This window comes from Sphaerisporangium melleum, from assembly GCF_014646695.1.
GTDB lineage: Bacteria > Actinomycetota > Actinomycetes > Streptosporangiales > Streptosporangiaceae > Sphaerisporangium > Sphaerisporangium melleum.
Map to the genome: position 1 here is coordinate 47,961 of NZ_BMNT01000030.1, position 17,247 is coordinate 65,207.

13 protein-coding genes are annotated in these 17,247 nt (G+C 71.8%); 7 read left to right on the top strand and 6 right to left on the bottom strand.

What is annotated here, in order from left to right; genetic code table 11:
• Positions 1-1,939 (bottom strand): tetratricopeptide repeat protein (locus tag IEY93_RS25110; protein WP_189165572.1); only part of this gene is annotated, 1,939 nt, incomplete at its 3' end.
• Positions 1,940-2,100: 161 nt separating this feature from the next.
• Between IEY93_RS25110 and IEY93_RS25115 the strand changes: the two genes are divergently transcribed.
• Genes IEY93_RS25115 through IEY93_RS25125 form a run of 3 tightly spaced genes read left to right on the top strand, consistent with a single transcriptional unit; the run spans position 2,101 to position 7,100 of the window.
• Positions 2,101-4,974, top strand: a complete 2,874-nt coding sequence (locus tag IEY93_RS25115) for a CHAT domain-containing protein (protein ID WP_189165573.1) — start codon at positions 2,101-2,103, stop codon at positions 4,972-4,974.
• A gap of 19 nt (positions 4,975-4,993) precedes the next feature.
• Complete coding sequence (locus tag IEY93_RS25120) at positions 4,994-5,512, top strand: hypothetical protein (RefSeq protein ID WP_189165574.1); 519 nt, start codon at positions 4,994-4,996, stop codon at positions 5,510-5,512.
• Position 5,513: 1 nt separating this feature from the next.
• Positions 5,514-7,100, top strand: coding sequence for a hypothetical protein (locus tag IEY93_RS25125; protein WP_189165575.1), 1,587 nt, complete (start codon positions 5,514-5,516; stop codon positions 7,098-7,100).
• Positions 7,101-7,201: 101 nt separating this feature from the next.
• On the opposite strand, the gene IEY93_RS25130 is transcribed toward IEY93_RS25125, so the two are convergent.
• Both IEY93_RS25130 and IEY93_RS25135 read right to left on the bottom strand, forming a co-directional pair.
• The gene (locus IEY93_RS25130; protein WP_189165576.1) at positions 7,202-7,915 is read right to left on the bottom strand and encodes an NADPH-dependent F420 reductase; all 714 of its coding nucleotides are present in this window, start codon (positions 7,913-7,915) and stop codon (positions 7,202-7,204) included.
• An 81-nt stretch (positions 7,916-7,996) separates the two neighbouring features.
• Positions 7,997-8,605, bottom strand: coding sequence for a TetR/AcrR family transcriptional regulator (locus tag IEY93_RS25135; protein ID WP_189165577.1), 609 nt, complete (start codon positions 8,603-8,605; stop codon positions 7,997-7,999).
• Between the two features lie 181 nt (positions 8,606-8,786).
• Here IEY93_RS25135 and IEY93_RS25140 point away from each other — a divergent pair, with 181 nt between their 5' ends.
• Positions 8,787-9,587, top strand: a complete 801-nt coding sequence (locus tag IEY93_RS25140) for a hypothetical protein (protein WP_189165578.1) — start codon at positions 8,787-8,789, stop codon at positions 9,585-9,587.
• 61 nt (positions 9,588-9,648) lie between these two features.
• Here the strand turns inward: IEY93_RS25140 and IEY93_RS25145 are convergent, their stop codons facing one another.
• From IEY93_RS25145 to IEY93_RS25155, 3 genes are all read right to left on the bottom strand, one after another.
• Positions 9,649-10,923 (bottom strand): glycosyltransferase, encoded by a 1,275-nt coding sequence (locus IEY93_RS25145; RefSeq protein ID WP_189165579.1) that lies wholly within the window; start codon positions 10,921-10,923, stop codon positions 9,649-9,651.
• A 6-nt stretch (positions 10,924-10,929) separates the two neighbouring features.
• Positions 10,930-13,161 (bottom strand): glycoside hydrolase domain-containing protein, encoded by a 2,232-nt coding sequence (locus IEY93_RS25150; RefSeq protein WP_189165635.1) that lies wholly within the window; start codon positions 13,159-13,161, stop codon positions 10,930-10,932.
• Positions 13,162-13,371: 210 nt separating this feature from the next.
• Positions 13,372-14,373: an RDD family protein gene (locus IEY93_RS25155; RefSeq protein WP_189165580.1), complete on the bottom strand. Its 1,002-nt coding sequence runs from the start codon at positions 14,371-14,373 to the stop codon at positions 13,372-13,374.
• Positions 14,374-14,664: 291 nt separating this feature from the next.
• On the opposite strand from IEY93_RS25155, the gene IEY93_RS25160 reads away from it, so the two are divergent.
• From IEY93_RS25160 to IEY93_RS25170, 3 genes are all read left to right on the top strand, one after another.
• Complete coding sequence (locus IEY93_RS25160; protein ID WP_229691464.1) at positions 14,665-15,564, top strand: DNA-processing protein DprA; 900 nt, start codon at positions 14,665-14,667, stop codon at positions 15,562-15,564.
• The gene (locus IEY93_RS25165) at positions 15,540-16,376 is read left to right on the top strand and encodes a phosphoribosyltransferase (RefSeq protein WP_189165582.1); all 837 of its coding nucleotides are present in this window, start codon (positions 15,540-15,542) and stop codon (positions 16,374-16,376) included. Before IEY93_RS25160 ends, IEY93_RS25165 begins: the two co-directional genes overlap by 25 nt.
• A 395-nt stretch (positions 16,377-16,771) precedes the next feature.
• Positions 16,772-17,218, top strand: a complete 447-nt coding sequence (locus tag IEY93_RS25170) for a TrmH family RNA methyltransferase (RefSeq protein WP_229691451.1) — start codon at positions 16,772-16,774, stop codon at positions 17,216-17,218.
• The last annotated feature ends 29 nt before the right edge of the window (positions 17,219-17,247 follow it).

Consider the following 17,247-nt stretch of genomic DNA (forward strand, 5'->3'; position numbering starts at 1 on the left):
TCTGCTCCTGAGCGGCCGTTTCGGGGCCGGTCGATTCGGAAGCGGCCGATTCCGGGCCGGTCGGTGTGGAGGCGAACAGCCACACCGCCAGGTCGTACAGGCCGGTGATCGAGCCGCCGGCACTGACGCGCAGCTCGTCGTGGACGGCACGCCCGCGCAGATCCTCCGCCGACCGCAGCGCCTCCAGCAGGCTGTCGCGGGCCAGATCCATGCTCCCGACGAACCTGGCGAGCTGCGACAACCCGGTCAGCGCGTTCATCTCCCAGATGATCTGGCCGGCGGCGCGGGCACGGGACGCGGCCTCGGTGAAGAGCCTGGCGGCCTCGTCGGCCCGTCCCTGTTCGGCCAGCTGGTCGGCGCGCAGGACGAGGTCGCGGATCGGGTTCCCCCACGCGGGAAAAGGGGCCATCGTGCGCGTGGACAGCCACGTGCGCATCTTCTTCTCCATGTTCCGGTGACCGCGGGTGCCCACCAGCACGGTGAAGGGCAGGGAGTTCATGGTGCGCGACTGCTCCCACCCCCACGCGAACCACTCCCGCGGCCCGCCGAGGGGAACCGCCGCGGCCTGCTCCGCCAGCCGGCGCGCGCCCGCCACGTCGCCGCGCCCCTGCAGCATCTGCGCCATGCCCAGCATGGCGATCCGGCGCAGGTACGGGCTGTCGTCCGGCGAGAGCAGCTCGTGGTCCAGGTCCACCGAGTCGATGCGGTGCCGGGTGAGCAGGCGGCTCCACGCGGTGTGCCTGGCCTGGGCGGCCATCCGGGGGAAGCCGAGTTCGGCGTACTGTCGGGCGCATTCCTTCCAGGTGGCCAGCACCTCGTCCTCCCACCCCAGGTACTGGTAGGCCCCCGCCCGCGTCCACAGACAGGCGGTGCGCTGGATCGCCACGTACCGCGCCAGGCGCGCCGCGTGCCGCCGGGCGATCCGCGGCGTCACCTCCGCCTCCACCAGGCCCAGGGCCAGCTCGGCCAGCTTGACGCGGCGAAGGGCCGTGTCGGCGGAATCGGAACCGGCGGTGAGGTGCGCCTCCGTGCACAGGGTGTTGATCAACGTGCGGTCGGGCCTGCGGGGACGGGACAGGACGCCGTCGTACAGCCACTCGCCCAGGTAGCCGGACACCCGCAGGGCGGGCACTCCGGGATCGAGGATCTCCGTCAGCCGGGAGAGCGTAGGTTCCCCGCGGCCGTCCAGCGCCGCCACGACGGAGCGCAGCACCTGGAACATGAGGTCCCCGGTGGCGGGAGCGTGGAACATCCGCAGGTCCGACTGCTGGGCGGTCAGCGCCCCGAAGACGACCTGGTTGACCGTCTCGGCCATCTCCAGCACGACCAGCGTGAAGGCGGGCACGGCGAGCCGCGGGTCGGGATGGGTCACGTAGGCCAGCAGGAACGGTGTCCAGGCGCACCGCAGCAGCACCGTCAGCGGCACCGACGCGGCCCCGGCCAGGACCCGCAGGAGCCCGCCGGGGCCGCGGGCCACGATGCCCAGCAGCCCCCGGATGATCCCGGCCACGACCGAGACCCCCAGTACGGCGGCCGCGAGCAGCGCTCCGCCGTACGCCGTTGCCCAGCCCGCCGCCGCCCACGCGCCGGCGAGCCACCCGCCGACGGGGGACAGGGCCAGCGCCGCGCCGGCGGCCAGGACGATGAGCGCACCCCAGCGCCGCAGCCGGGCCTGGCGGCGGAGCAGGCCGCGCGCCGCCCACATCCGGACCGTCACATGCCCGCTGACCAGCAGCCCGGCCACGGCCGGCAGCCAGGCGGGGACCCCGGTCGTCCGCCACGCCGCCCAGCCGCCGAGGACGGCCGGCAGCACGCAGGCGATCCGCCGGGCCCACGCCGACAGCCGGTCGGCCCGTCCGGGCGGGCGGATGACCGGGCCGTACGCGCGGACGGGCCGCTGCCGGAACAGGCCCCGAGGGGCATGGCTGCTGTCGGACATGACGCCTCCCGCCCACCAGGACGCCTCCCGGCCCGTCCCGGTTCACCGATAGTGCGCGGGTCATCACGAATCCGCATCACGTCTTCTCCGCGCCCTCCATCGCGGTTAGCTTCGGCATCGCGACGGTTGATCTGGCGGCGGGTGAATCAGCGCGGAGGGCCATGCCAAAGCGGGTGCGCGTCCGGAGCGGCGGTGAACCCTGGGCGCGGTACGTCGCTCGCGCCCGGCGGCGCCTGGCGACCGGCAGACCGGGGGAGGCGGCGGGTGAATACCGGCGGGCCTGCCGGGTGGCCGACCGGGCGGACGCCGATCCGGCGGTCCGGTCCGCACTGCGGCAGCGGCTCGGGCTCGCCCTGCTGAAGGCCGGCCGAGGTGACCGGGCGCTCCAGGCGCTGACCGAGGCCTGCGACCTGCTCCGCGACGACGAGGGCGACGGTCGCGGCGACGCCGGCGGCGCGGTGGCGCGGCAGTACGCCGCGACCCTGGACACCCTCGGTCTGGTGCAACGCGACCTCGGGATGCTCGCGGCGGCCGAGGAGTCCCACCGGGACGCGCTGGAGCGCCTGCGGCGAGCCGGCGCCACGCACGAGGCCGCCCGTGCCGCGGTCAACCTGGCCGTCGCCGTGAAGGACCAAGGACGGATCACCGAGGCACGCGGGCTGCTCCAGGACATTACGCCCCGGCTCCGGCGAGACGGTCCGCCAAGCCTGCTCGGGCACGCCCTGCTCACGCTCGGGCTGGTCCAGGAACTGCTGAACGACCTGGAAGCGGCCGAGCGGCTGGCCCGGGAGGCGGCGGAGGCGTACCGGGCCGCGCACGACAGGGAGAGCGAGGCCGCCGCGACGCACAACGTGGGCCGGGCGCTGGACGCCCAGGAACGGTACACCGAGGCCATGGAGTGCTTCGCGCTCTCGCTGGAGATCAACCAGGAGATCGGCGCCGAGCTCGGCGTGTCCGACGATCTCGGCGCGATGGCCTCCCTGTTCCAGCTCGCCGGACGGTACGACGAGGCCCGGCGGATGCACGAGCGGGCACTGGAGATCCAGCGCAGGGCGGGCTACCGCCGGGCCGCCGTCGCGACCCTCGGCGATCTCGGGATACTGGCCCGCGACGCGGGTGACTTCGCCCAGGCCCGCAGCCACCTCCAGGAGGCGCTGCGCGAGGCCGAGGCGATGGGCGACCCCCGTGAGGTGTACGAGACGCGGGTCCTGCTGGCCGAGATCAGCATGCTGGAGGAGGACTACGCGCAAGCCCGCGTCGCGTACGTCGCCGCCGCCGAAGCGGTGGGCGACGCCCGCCGGGCCCTGCTGGAGGAGAGCGACGCCGTCGAATACTTCAGTGAATCGCGCCTCGACGCCCTGGACATGCTGGTCCGGCTGTCGCTCCACCTGCACGACCCGACCGGGGCGCTTGAATGGGCGGACGCCGCGCGCGGGCAGGAGCTGGTACGCAGGCTCGCCCTGGCCTCCCTTCCCGCGCCGCACGGGGCGCCGCAGGAGATCCTCGCCGAGGAGGCCGAGGCGCGACGCCGGCTGCGCGATCTGGAGGCGGCGCTGGGCGGCGGCGGATCCGCGGACGCGGCGTTGTCGGCCGCCCACCGGGAGACGCTGCGCCACCTGCGGCGTCTTGAGGACCGGCTCGGCGAGCAAGCACCGGAATACGTGGCGATGCGCCGCGGCGAGCACCTCGGCTGGGCCGGCATCGCGGCCCTGCCGGTTTCCGCCGGACGTGGCCGACCGCACGAGGAGCCCGATGTGACCGACCTTGCCAACCCCGCGCCGCCCGGGTCCGGCACGTCCGCCGGTGTGGTGCTGGCCGAGTACTACGTGACCGACCATGAGACGTACGTCTTCGGTGTGACGGCGGACGCCGCCGAACCGCACATCGTCACCGTGCCGGTCACCCGCGACGAGATCCGCGAACTGGCCGGTGCGGCCCACGCGACGCTGGCCGATGAGCGGGCGGGCCTCGGCGCGCACCTCGCCGACGACCGGCTGGTCCGGCTGCTCGCGCCGGTGGCCGGCTGGGCGGCGCCCGGAGACGTCGTGTACCTCGTGCCGCACGACGCGCTGCACCTGCTGCCGCTGCACGCCGTCCCCGCCGACGGCCGCCCGCTGATCGACCGCAACCCGGTCGCCCTGGTGCCGTCGGCCTCCGTACTGCGCTACTGCCAGGCCAAACGCAGGCCGCGCCGCGACAGCGTGCTCGTCGTCGCCGACCCGCCCGCCGAGCACCCGCTGGCCTTCGCCAGGGAACAGGCGCTGGCGGTGGCGCACGAGTTCGGCGACCGGCAGATGCTGACGGCCGCCAGCGCCTCCCGCGCGGCGCTGCTCGCCGCCCTCGCCGCACCCGGCCCGGCGCCGGACGTCCTCCACTTCGCGACGCACGGGGTCTTCGACCCCGAGGAGCCGATGCGCTCGGGCATCGAACTCGCCGACGGCAGACTGACCGCCGAGGACATCCTCGGCCTGCGGCTGGAAGTGGACCTGGTGACGCTCGCGGCCTGCCAGACCGGCGTGAGCGAGCGCCGGCCGGGTGACGAGCTCATCGGCCTGACCCGGGCGCTGCTGTACGCCGGCGCGCCCTCGGCGCTGGTCGCCCTGTGGCGGGTCGACGAACTGTCGACCAGCATGCTGTTCGCCCGGTTCTACGCCGAACTGCGGGCCGGCGTCTCCAAGGCCGCGGCCCTGCGCCGGGCCCAGCTCTGGCTGCGCGACCGGACCGTGGCCGACGTGCTCGACCACGCGCGGGACGCCCACGCCCGCCTGGCCGGCGCCCCCCGGGCCCAGGCCGTCCTGCGCCTGGAGGAGGCACGGCTGCGGCGGGCCGCCGGTGACCTGGCGGCCGCGGCCGGCCTGTACGCCGAGCTGATGACCTGTCCGGACCTGGCCGAGGAACAGCGGGGGGCCGCGGAGGTGGGCATGCTCCGGACCAGGTTGACCATGGACACCGGGATCGAACCGGATTTCAGCATCCCGGCCTTCGCCGACCCCTACCACTGGGCGCCCTTCACGCTGATCGGCGACTGGCTCTGATCACCGACAAGGAGGTCGAGTGGAACGGCTACGGCCCATCTCGGAACTGAGGACGGACGACTTCACCATCGCGCGAGCGCCGGACCCGGCGAGCACCGGCGCGGGACCGGACACCCCGATCACCGTGCTGATCGGCCAGGACGGCCTGCCCGCCGGGCTCGTCATGGGCGGCCGGGCCGGCCCGGCGTACGTCGTGGACGCCGGCACTCCGGTCATCGACGTCACCACCTCGGCGGACCTGCTGCACGCGCTCGTGGCCGGCCTGCCCGGGCTGGTCCTGCTCGACGGGGACGGCGTCGCCGGTGTGGTCACCGCCGAGGCGATCAGGGCCGAGATCGCCGCCGCCGACGCCGCCCTTCTGGTCGCCGGACGGCAACTGGGCGACGCCCAGCCGCTCGGCAAGCGGGCGAAAACCGACAACGTACGCATCCAGTGCGCGGTCTGCGGCGCCACCAACACCTTCCGCCGCTTCAGCCAGGCCGAGGAGCACACCTGCCAGCACGGCGACCACATCTTCGTCCCCTACTGGAACGGATGACATGGGAGGGCTGGTCGAGGCGGCCTCAGGAGTGGCCGACCGGCGGCTGCTCACCACGACCTTCCTGCCGGTCCTGCTGTTCCTCGGCGCCCTCGCGGCCGTGGCGGTCGCGGGCGTGGGCCCGGCCGCCGCGACCCGGTGGTGGTCCGCGCTCGGCACGCAGGTGCAGGTCACCGCCTCGGGGCTCGTGCTCGCGGCGACGCTGCTGCTCAGCCAGCTCATCGCGCTGCACCGCGTCGGCCTGATCAGGATCTACGAGGGCTACTGGGACGCGCTGCCGTACGGCCGACGTCTCGCCGAGCGCTGCCGGCTCCGGTTCACGGCGGCCGACGATCAGCGGTGGTACCTCTACCCGGCCGACGAAGCCCGCCTGATGCCGACCATGCTCGGCAACATCCTGCGCGGAGCCGAGGACCACAGCCGCGAACGGTACGCCATCGACGGCGTCACGGCCTGGCCACGCCTGTATCCGGCCCTCCCCGACACCTTCCGGCAGGTGTTCGCGTCCGCGTCCGCCGACCTCGACCTCATGATCACGGTGAGCGGGCTCGGCCTCGCCTTCTCGCTGCTCGGCGGAGCGCTCGGTGCTTTCCTGCTCCCGTGGTACAGCGCCCTGCTGTGCTGCTGGATCGGCCTGTTCACCGCCTGGTGGGGCTACCGGGGCGCGGTGCGCGCCGCCGAGCCGTACGGCGAGCTGTTCCGCGCGGCCTTCGACGTGCACCGCTGGACCCTGCTCGACACGATGGGCCTGCGGCGGCCCACCGAGTACCGCGCCGAGGCCGAGCAGTGGCGGCAGCTCGACAAGCTGTGGACGGCCGGCGCGCCCGACAGCGACCACGCCGCCTCCCTCGGCTTCCCCACCCCCACAACAGGCGAACCCGCTCCCGCGCAGGCTAAGCCCCCCGCGTCGGGGCGACCCGCTCTCGTGGCAGGGGAACCGGACTCCGGGACTGGAGAAACCGTCCCTGAGGCGGTCCCGGCGGTGACCTCGGCGGGCGAGCCGGTCGCGGCGGCCGGGACACCGGCACTGGACGGATCCCAAATGCGGTCTCTGCGCCTCGCGCCATGGCTGGTGGCCGCCGCGGCCATGCTGGGACTCCTGGTGGTCGCCGGGAACCTGGTGATCCGTACGGTCACCTCGCCCGCCCACCCGCGGGCCGTACGCGCGCTGGCCCCGTACCGGGTGCTCACGGCCGCCGACGTCGAAGGCCCCTCGGCGGCGGACGCGGTGGGACGGTACCCGCTGCGGAACGTGGCGGAGGACGCGCCGCTGGGGCCGGACGTCCTCGGCCCGCGGCTGCCGCCCGGCGCGGCCGACGGGAGAGCCGTCGTCAGCCTCCGTCCCAAGCCCGGCCGGCTGTTCGCCGATGCCGCCGCCCGGGGTACGACGGCCGCACTGCGCCTGGTACCGACGGCGACGTCGCGGGGCAGGACCGGCACGCCATTGATCTTGCCCGAGGTCACGGTGCTCGACCTGCCCGGCGATGGACGTACCGGCCTGGTGGTCGCGGTGCCCGCCGAGCGCCTGACGGCACTGCTCGGCGCCCTCGCGGACAGCGACGTCTACCTCGTCACCACCCTGCGATGACCATGCTCTCGTGCCGGACGCAACTCCGGCTGAGATGCCTGCCGAGAACAGATCAGGATGGCGTCGCCGGGGTGCCGGAGGCGGCACCCCGGCGAGCGCGGTCAGCGCTGGGCTTCGGCCAGCTTGGCGCGGAGCGTGGCGGCGTCGGCCGGCTTCGCGGGCGAGTCCCAGAACGTCGCCGGGTTCTGCGCGTAGATCAGGCCGTACGCCGGGGTGTCCCGCTCGAAACGCCAGCTCTCGGCCAGGGGGCCCGCGTCGACCGCGTCATAGCCGATGCCGTCGAGGAAGGCCGTCGCCTCGGCCTTCGCGTCGGCGTCGTCGCCCGCGATCGCCAGCACACTGCGGTCGGCCGCGTCCGCGGGCCGGGCCAGGTCGTGCAGGTGCTTGAAGAAGATGTTGTTGAAGACCTTGACCACCTTGGAGTCCGGCAGGTGCCGCTGCAGCAGCTCGCTGGTGGTGGTGGACTTGTCGTCCAGCTCGGGGAAGGTGCCGTCCCGGTCCGGATAGTAGTTGTTGGTGTCGAGCACGAGCTTGCCGGCGAGCGGCTCGGCCGGAACGTCGCGGTAGGCGCGCAACGGAACGCTGACCACGACCAGGTCGCCGGCCGCCGCGGCCTCGGCCGCGGTCGCCGCCCGGGCCTTGGGCCCGAGTTCGTCGACCAGGTCCTTCAGCGTCTCCGGGCCGCGCGAGTTGCTGAGCACGACGTCGTATCCGGCCGCGACCGCGAGCCGGGCGACGGTGCCACCGATGTTCCCGCTGCCGATGAATCCAACAGTTGTCATGACCGTCTCCAACCCTCGCCATGTGCCCGACATTCCCGATCGGCTTCCAGTGCTGCGCCAGGCCCGGTGAACCGGCCGTCCGCCGCGCCGATCAGGGCTCGAGCCCGACCGGTACTACCGGTCCGACGAGGGCTTGCCCGCGCGCAGCTGGGCGATGCCGTTGTCCAGGGCGGCCTCCAGGTGGGTGGTCTGCCCGGTGGCCATGTGGATCAGTACGCCGCCCTGGATGCCGGCCAGCAGAGCGCTCGCCGCCTGGTCGGCGTCCAGCCCGGGGTCGGCCTCGCCCGCGCGCTGCATGTGCCGGATGCCCGTGGCGATCTCGTCCTGCCAGCGCCGCATCAGCTCCACGAGCACGGCCCGCGCGCCGGGAGTGTGGGCGCCCGCCGCGGACAGGACGGTGTTGATCGGGCACTGCTCGCCCTGGCCGCGGTACCGCTCGACGACCTTGTCCCGCCAGGACCGCCACGCGGGCCAGGAGGTGAGCTCGCCGAGCTCGGGCCGCTGGTCGTCGAGCACGCGATCGGCCTCGTACCCGGCCACGGCCAGCAGCAGCTCTTCGCGGCCCCCGGGAAAGTAATGGAACATCTGGCTCTTGCTCGTCGCCGTCATGGCCAGCACGTCGTCAAGGGTGGTGGCGGCCACCCCGAACTCCCGGATGTGCGCGGCGGCGCCCTCGATGATGCGCTGCCGCGTAGCGGCTCCCTTACGGGTCAACGTGCGCATGGTCGTCCTCCGCGAGTGGACTTGACAGCCCAACCTAACACGACCGCCGGACCGCGGATCGAACACCTCCAGGAGAGGCCGAGCGGCGCCGACGCGTGCGTCATCGCAGTGACCGGAACCGGGCCGGTACTCGGACCGTTGATCGATCTGGCATCTCTCTTCCGTACGGTTGTGAGGACCTTTGACCCGATTACCCATGGTCATCGTGGCGACGTCCCTGTGCATGGTCGCCGCGTGCACCACCTCGCCCCCCACCCCTGCCCCCGATGAATCCTCCGCGGGCTGGCAGCCGGTCCCGCAGGCCGTGCCCGATGACGATGAGGAGGACGAGGAGGGGTTCATCGAGATCTGCGTCACGAAGAACACGCGGGTGCGGGTCGGCTACCGCGGATGCGACGACGCGCGGCCCGGTGTCACCTGGTATTTCCTCCCGATGGACGCCCGGGTCCCCGCCGTCGGGTCGACGGCGAAGCGCGGCTCGGTCAAGAAGCCGCAGACCGATGAGATCCTCCGGGCGCCCGCGAAGGGCGGCAAGGGTGAAGACGTGGGGATCGCCGACGTCGAAGACCGCGTCGAGGTCTGTGTGGTCAGGACCACCCGGATCCGGGTCTCCGACAGCAGGTGCGAGCACCACCGGAAGGGATACGGCTGGTACTACATCCGGATCGACGGCCGGGTGCCGGCGGTGGGAAAGCAGGCGGAGGGCGGCTCGTTCCGGAAACCGTACGCCGAGGCGTACCGCGCCCGCCGGAAGGGCGGCGACGCCGCCAGGGCGGCGATCGACTACGAGGATCCGGACGAAGAAGAAGAGGAGGAGGAGTACTGCACCACGACCATCGACGGCGAATGCGTCGCCACCAACCGGTGCACGCAGACGCTGGACGGCGTCTGCACCGACTCCGGTGACAACTCGTCAGAGCCCCGCCGCACCTGCAGTCAGGTCTTCGTGAACAAGCACTGGACGCGCCACTGTCGCCCATGAGCCGCCCGCCTGGCAGGCCCGGCCCGTTCGGTACGAGCCGGGCCCTGCCGGTGCCTCGGGATCAGGCGACCTCGCCGATGGTCGTCTGCTGGGGGAACAGGTCGTCGAAGACCGCGGTCCGGTCGAAGGACATCGCGCGGGTGCGGGCACGGACCTCCAGGTCCCGCCGCTCGGAGACCGGCATGTCCAGGACCACCCGGTCCAACGCCGCGGCCAGGCCCGCGATGTCCCCGGGCTCGACGATGACGGCGGTGTCGCCGACCGCCTCCAGCGTGCCACCCGTCGCGGTGGTGACGATCGGCCCGCCGCCGGTCAGCATCTTCTCGGCCAGGGCGATGCCGAAGGTCTCCACGAAGTCCGGCTCGGGCTTGGTGGGCAGGGTGTAGGCCGCGCAGCCGCGCATGAGCAGCGGCTTCTCGTCGTCGTCGACGTCGGTCAGGAAGATCACCTGGTCGTCCTCCTTGGCCATCGCCTGCACGTGCTCCAGCGCAGGGCCGTTGCCGGCGACGACCAGCTTCACCCGCGACCGGCTGCGCATCTGGCCGAAGGCGATCAGCAGGTCGTAGATGCCCTTGGCCCGGGCCACCCGGGACAGGAACAGGATGTACCCGTCCCGTTCCAGGCCGCGGCGCGCGAGCGCGGCGTCCACCTCGGCCGGGTCGGGGTCCAGGAACGCCGAGGAGTCGATCGGCGGATAGCTGACCGTCACACGGCGCCGGCACTGCTCGGCGAAGGCCGTGCCGGAGTGCGCGTCCACCTCCTCGGCCGAGGCGATGATCTCCTGCCGGGTGTACTCCGACACCGCCACGACCTCGTCGTTGGCCAGGAACGTGGTGAACAGCGCCGTCGCCGCGCCGAACCGGCCGTCCCGCAGGCACGAGCGGATCACGTTGGTCACGTCCGAGCCGACCGCCTTGGCGATCGTGTGCACGTCGGGGGCGAACCCGGCCGCGCGCGCGGCGGCGACCGCGTCCACGACCACGTTGGTGTGCGGCGCGAGGTACATGGAAAGGCAGGTGGTCGGCACCCGCTCGGCGAGCAGCTCGACCAGCCGCCCGGTCAGCCCGGCCTGGTGGCGCCCGTCCGGCACCCGGTAGTCGCCGACCGGCTCGGGCCGCTCCACGGTGATCCCGGCGCTGTACGGCAGCAGCCGGTCCAGCGGCTTGAGCGGCAGCCCGGCGGCCTGCAGCGCGGGAATCGGCCAGGTCAGCAGTCGTACGTCGTCGAACCCGCGGGTCAGCGCCACCTCGGCGAGATTGCGGGCCTCGCCGGAATGGCCGCAGATGACCGGGTCGGCCCTGACCACGATGACAAGACGGCGGCGGGGAGGGGTCATCAGGCTCTACTCCGGTGTCGCGAAAGGATCTGAAAGAGATGGTGGGCGGATTCCCCGCCCCCAGGCCGAAGGCTCCGGGCCGAGCCGCAGATGCAGCCGGCCACCGCGGTGCACGGTCGCCGCGCTCAGATGCGTCGCGTGCAGCGGTTCGCCGTTGAGGGTAGCCGACTGCACGTACTGCACCGGCGGGTCCCGGTCGACGCCGTCCACGCCGATCGGCGTCTCCCGGTGCCCGCTGGTCTCGATGACGAACTCGTTCTCGCCCGCCCGCAGCACGGCCCGTTCGAACGCGGGCGCGTTGACCAGGAACAGGCTCTGCCCGGCGACCGGGAACAGCCCGAGCGACGCCCAGGCGTACCACGAGCTCAGGCCGCCGGAGTCGTCGTTACCGGGCAGCCCGCCGGGGCCGGTGCCGAACTGCCAGGTCAGCGCCGCCTGCACCACCTCGGCCGTACGGTCGGGCCGGCCCGCGTAGTGGTAGGCCCACGGCGTCTCCATGTCGGGCTCGTTGTTCAGCCCCTCGAACCGGTTCAGGGCGTACCCGGCCGCCATCTCCGCCGGCTGCGGGCGCCGGCCGGGCTGCTTGACCGGGGCGGCGCCGAAGCCGAAGAACCGGTCCAGCTTGCCGATGAAGGCCGCGTCGCCGCCGGCCAGCGCGATGCGCGCGGCCATGTCGTGCAGCAGCCGGAACGAGTAGTTCCACTTGCCGCCCTCGTAGAACTCCGAGTCGCGCAGCAGCCCCGTGCCCGGGTCGAAGGCGTTGACCCACTGACGGCTGCGGTTCTCCAGGTCGTCGGCCAGCCGCCGGTCGTTCAGCGCGCGGGCGAGCTGCGCCGTGCAGTGGTGGGCGTAGGCGAGGTCGAGGGTGTGCGAGATCGGGTGCACCACTCCGTGCTCGAAGAAGTCCTCGCCGTACATGCGGCGCAGGTCGTCCACCATGTGGACCAGCGCCCAGTTCCAGTCGAGGCCCGCCCAGCCGAGCGCGTGGGCGTCGGCGATCGCGGTGTGCACCAGCGCGCTGCCCTGGCGGAAGAACCGGTCGGCGCCGCGGGCCATGCGGTACCCGATGGGGAAGTTGCCCTCCTCCTCGCAGACCCGGATCAGCGACTCCAGCAGATCCACCGCCCGGTCGGGGGCGATGGCCGCGAGCAGCGGCAACTGCGTCTTGTAGATGTCCCACATGGTGCACACGTCGAACGCGTACGGCCCGCCGGTCGGCCAGAACGGGCTCTCGTCGTCGGCGACGCACGGCTTGATCAGCGAGTGGTAGAGCGACGTCGCGAACACGGTGCGGCGGTTCGACGTGCCCCCCTCGACCTGGACCCGGTCGAGGTGCTCGCCCCAGTGGGCACGCGTACGGGAGCGCACTGCGTCGAACGCCGGCTGGGCCTGCCCGCACTCGCGTTCGAGGTTCTCCCGCGCCTGCTCGCACCCGCGCAGCGAGAACCCGAGCCGCACCTCGATGGTCTGCCCCGCGACGGCCGGACCCATGAAGAGCAGGCCGAACGGCCGCAGGTTGGTCTGCCGGATGCTGTCGAAGTCCAGCCGGGTGCCGCCGTCGATCAGCCGCCGGTCGTACCAGAGCATCTGCCGCCAGCGCGGGCTGTCGACCTCCAGGTACACCGACAGCGGCACGCCCTCCATCACCACCGTGCCCTGGGCCCGGCCGTGGCCCATGCTCTCCACCTGCGCCCGCAGCGGAATCGTGCGGCCGAGCTCGATCGCCAGGCCGCCGCAGGACAGGTCGACCACCACGCGGGCGCTGCTGTGCCGCGGGAAGGTGTACCGGTGCACGGCGACCTTGGCGCCGACGGTCACCTCGCAGCGGACCCCGGTGTCCAGGGTGGCGGCGTAGTAACCCGCCTCCGCCACCTCGTCGTGCAGCGGCCAGGCCTCGCCGAGCGCGTCCAGCGGCTGCACCATCGGGGTGACCCGGACGTAGTTGTAGTACTTGCGGATCGCACCGGTGCCGGACTGCTGGAAATGGGTGAACCCGGACGCCTGGAGTTGCTCGAACATCTCCTCCGGCACGCCTTCGGTGTTCTTGCCGTACCTGCCGTAACCGGTCGGGTACGCCCCGGAGTAGGCGCACGCCGACACCATGCCCAGCGGCGACGTGGCACCCGGATGGGTGTTGCCCACCTGCGGTTTCGGCCACCACCAGGTGCCGGCCAGACCATGCGCCTGAGGCAGGTCGGTCGCCGCTGTACCGATGAAGGGATCAACGAAGTCGAGGATGGCCGGACTCTACCCGCCCCCGCCCCCGCCCAGGTTTCAGCCACGTGAACAACTTCGTCAACCTTCCCAAAACCCCCGCCACCCCCACGAGCAGCGGCTCCCAGCAACCCGCCCTCGCGCCGTCCTAGCTCGATGTCGGGTCTCGGGAGTCTTTTGGACCCATGTAGGCCGACTCACAGCGGACCGAGGAAGTCGCCCCGTCCCAGGCGGTCATCCCAACGGCTTGACACTCGGCACTCGTGGCGTGACCACGGTTCTCGCCAACCGGTCGTGCAACGTCCGGCCATCGGGGTCGAGGAAGGTCCACAGCACGTCAATCACCAGGACGAACGGCCCCACGACCGGTACGAACACCGCCCCCGGGAACACCAGCGTCCGCAGCGCCACCCGGCCCACTCCCGGTTTCGCCTCCCCTGCTCCGGCCAGGCGGATCCGCAGCAACCACTTGCCCAGCGTCCACCCCTGCCGGCTGTGCTGCGCCCAGAAGTACGCCAAGACCATCGGCAGAGCGATCAACCGGTCGGGATCCATGCTGACCGGCGACACGCACATCGCGTTCACCAGCCCCCAGTTCGTGGCGAACGAGGGGGAGCCGTCGAGGCCGGTCACCAACAGGACGAGTGCGACGACGAAGGGAAGGGCCACAACGAGGATCACGTAGTCCACCAGAAGCGCCGCCACTCGGCGCCAGGTGACCCCGGCCGCCGGTCTCTGTGCCGTGGCGATACCCGTGATCCGGGCGGCGAGCAGGACGAGCGCCGCGGCACCCAGCAGGCAGAACTGGGTAGCGCCCCAACTGCCCAGCACGGTGGCGAACCACTCGGGGCTGAGCATCGTGATCATGCCGCAGTCGTCCGGATCCGGAAGTCCATAGGCGGGGACGGCCGGCTCGAGGACCGCGATCAGCGCGAGAGCACCCGCCGCCCGTCGTCCTTCCTGCCTCGCGCTCTTGTGTCCCAGGCAGGCGATGAAGACCACGACGACCAGCAGCACCGGAACGGCCGCCGCCGTCACGTCCCGCAGGAGCACATCCAGATCGCCGCGCAGCGGGTCCAGCGGCGACGTCTCCATCGACCCGCCGAAGCAGGCGCGTATCTCCGGCTCGCCGGGCTGGAGCCGGAAACGCCACTCCTCCCACGTCGGAAAGGCGGCGACGGCCGCGGCCGCCATCCAGGTCGATAACGCGGCCCTCGACAACTGCGGGGAGTTCACCCGGGCATCCCTCTCAAGATCGACCCCCAAACCCTAACGACCCGGCGCGTCCACCACCCCGATCACCGTGAAACCGATCGTTGCTGGAAACAAGGGCTCTTCAGCGTCCATTAGCGCGTCGGCTGGGCTGTCAAGACGCCAAGACGGTCTAGATCAGGCCGGCCAAACCCGTGTCCGCGTACGACCCTCCCGGCACGATGGACCACCACGGCCGCACGCGCGTCGGCCCTCGTTCTGCCCGTCTGTCGACCCTATATTGAGATCGAACCTACATTCGAATTGGTGGCGACCATGTGCACACCTGAAGAACGCGCCGCGGTGCTCGCCCTGACCAGAGCCACCAGCGATCGGCCGTGGCACCACACCTCGCGCGTTGTCACCGGCAGACGCAGCGCCAAGGCGCTGATGGACGGTGACTTCACCGGTCTGGACGAGGACGACCGTGCCCACGCCATCCACGTTGTCACCCGGCTGCGACCTGGCGATCTCACCTGGGCGGGGCACCTCATCGCCGCCATGCGGGCCGAGGGCGTTCACCTGGTCACCGTGCTGGACGAGAGCTATCCCGGCAACTTGTACGACGCGTACAACCGCCAGCCGGTCCTGTGGATCCGCGGTCGGTTGTCGGCCCAGGACCTCCGGGCGGTCGCCGTCGTCGGTGAGCGGGACGCCGGCCACGCTGTCCAGGCGGCCCGCGCCCTGGCCAGGGCAGGGTCGACCGTCGTGGCGGGGCTGCGTTCCGATCTCGACGCGGCCGTCCACGAAGCCGCGCTGGCCTGCGGTGGCCGCACGATCGCGGTGCTGGCCGGTGGCATCGCGTCCCCGGCCGGCCTCGGCCAGTACGCCACTGTGGCAAAGGAGATAGCCACCGGCGGCGCGGTGGTCTCCCCGTTCTGGCCGGACACCATGCCGAGCGACGAGACATCCGCCCTGTCGCGGGTGGTGATCAGCGGATTGGCCGGCTCGCTGTACGTCGTAGATGGCCGTGACAACGGCCTTTCGCAGCGACAGGCCGAGGTCGCGCTCGACCACGGCACCCATGTCTTCGTGCCCCACTCGCTCCACCAGACACAACAGTGGGTCGCCACAGTGGGCTTCCGGGGAGGTATCACTGTCGTCCAGGACATTGACGACCTGACCCGCCAGACCGTCAATCTGATAGATATGTGCCGGCAGACGACGACCTTCTGATCATGGGGAACGCCGAAGCGTTCACCAATCGGTTCCTGCAGCTCTATCACAACGTTCCGCCCGTCCGTCCCGGCGTCTGCCGGATCTGCCATTCCGGGCCGAAGGACCGCCTGGATACCGGCGAACCGTATGACATCTGCGCCAGCTGCGCCCGCACCACAGCAGGCTTTCATGGGCACAGTCAGTATGTCGTGCCCATCTCGCTCGCCGTGAAGGACTCGCAGTTGTACGACGTCGTGGTCCGCAAGAGGGACCCTGCGGGGCCCAGCGGCAGAATGGATCGACTCGTCTTCCTGGCCGCCACGGTCGCGCGTTTCTATCGCACACATGCCGAATGCCTTGCAGAGGCGGCCGGTGGACCACTCACAATGGTCACCACCATTCCCAGCGCCCGGCTGGAAAGGCCTATCCCGGCGTTTCACGCCTTGCCGAAAGTCGTGCAGAAGGTCGGTGCCTTCGACAAATTCAAGAAGCCCATCCTGATGACCAACGACGAGTTCGCGCCCGTGCTGGCCGAGCGTGAGTCACACAAGGATGCCTTCTGGGTGATGGGCGGCCGGATCGACGGCCACCGAGTGCTCCTGCTGGACGACCTGTTCGTGTCCGGCGCCCATGTACAGAGCGCCGCGTCCGCACTGATCCGACATGGTGCGGCGGCCGTGGTCGCGCTCGTGATCATCCGCTTGCTCGACCCCGAATCCAATCCGCACAGAAAGCGGATCTGGGCCGAGGCCCGCGCCGAGCCGTTCAGTTTCGATCGCTGCTGCTTACGCGGCCCGACCGACCGACACGTCCAACCGAACGCTCACTAGACCCGGGCAGAACGGCAGCTGCAAGGCGGGCTCCGTGGCTCGGCCGGGTCGGACATTGACGCGAACCTGAACCGCGCGGTGGGCGTGCCCTCTTCGAGGGCGGTGGTCCGATTTTGGACGTGGCGAGGCGGTCGTCGGCCCGCACGCCTGGGAGGCAGCCGGTTCTCCTTCGGTCACCCGCGGATCGCCCATCGCGCGTCCTTGTCGTTATCCGCTACTTTGGGGAGCAGGCTGATTCGTCGATGGTCCGGGCGTGCCGCTGAAAGCGCCCATGTCATGTGCCTTCATCTCCTCGGCGCCGGAGCGCTCCGCACTCTGCGGTGAGCGGGCGCGCCGTACGGGTCCGCACCCGTGAAGACCTGCGAACCGAGCGGCGGCGACGCCCGCCGCGCTGCTTGGGACATCTGACCGCCGCGCCGCTCTGGCCGCTGCACGGGGTCAATCTCGGGACCCTGCTCCGCACGTGTGACGCCGTCGGCGCCTGCCTGGCCGTACCCCGCCTGCCATGGGTGCCGGAGGCGATCCGCCGGGGGAACACGCTGCGCCAACAGGCCTGCGTGCACTGGGTGGGCGATCCGCTGAAGTGGCTCGCCCGGCAGCGCTCGGCCGGAACCGCGGTGCTCGGTGTCGAACTGGCCGAAGACGCGGTACGGCTGGCGGACCTGCCCATGGCCCGTCGGCCGACCATCGCGCTCCTCGGCCACGAGAGCGACGGCATCCCGCCTGAGGCGCTCGACCTGCTCGACCAGGTGGTCGAGATCCCGATGATCGGCACCGGGGCCAGCCTCAACGTGGCGGTCGCCGGCTCCCTCGTCCTCTACAAACTGGCCGGTTTCGCCTGATACCTGGCGTGGTCCCTTAGGTGTGCTCG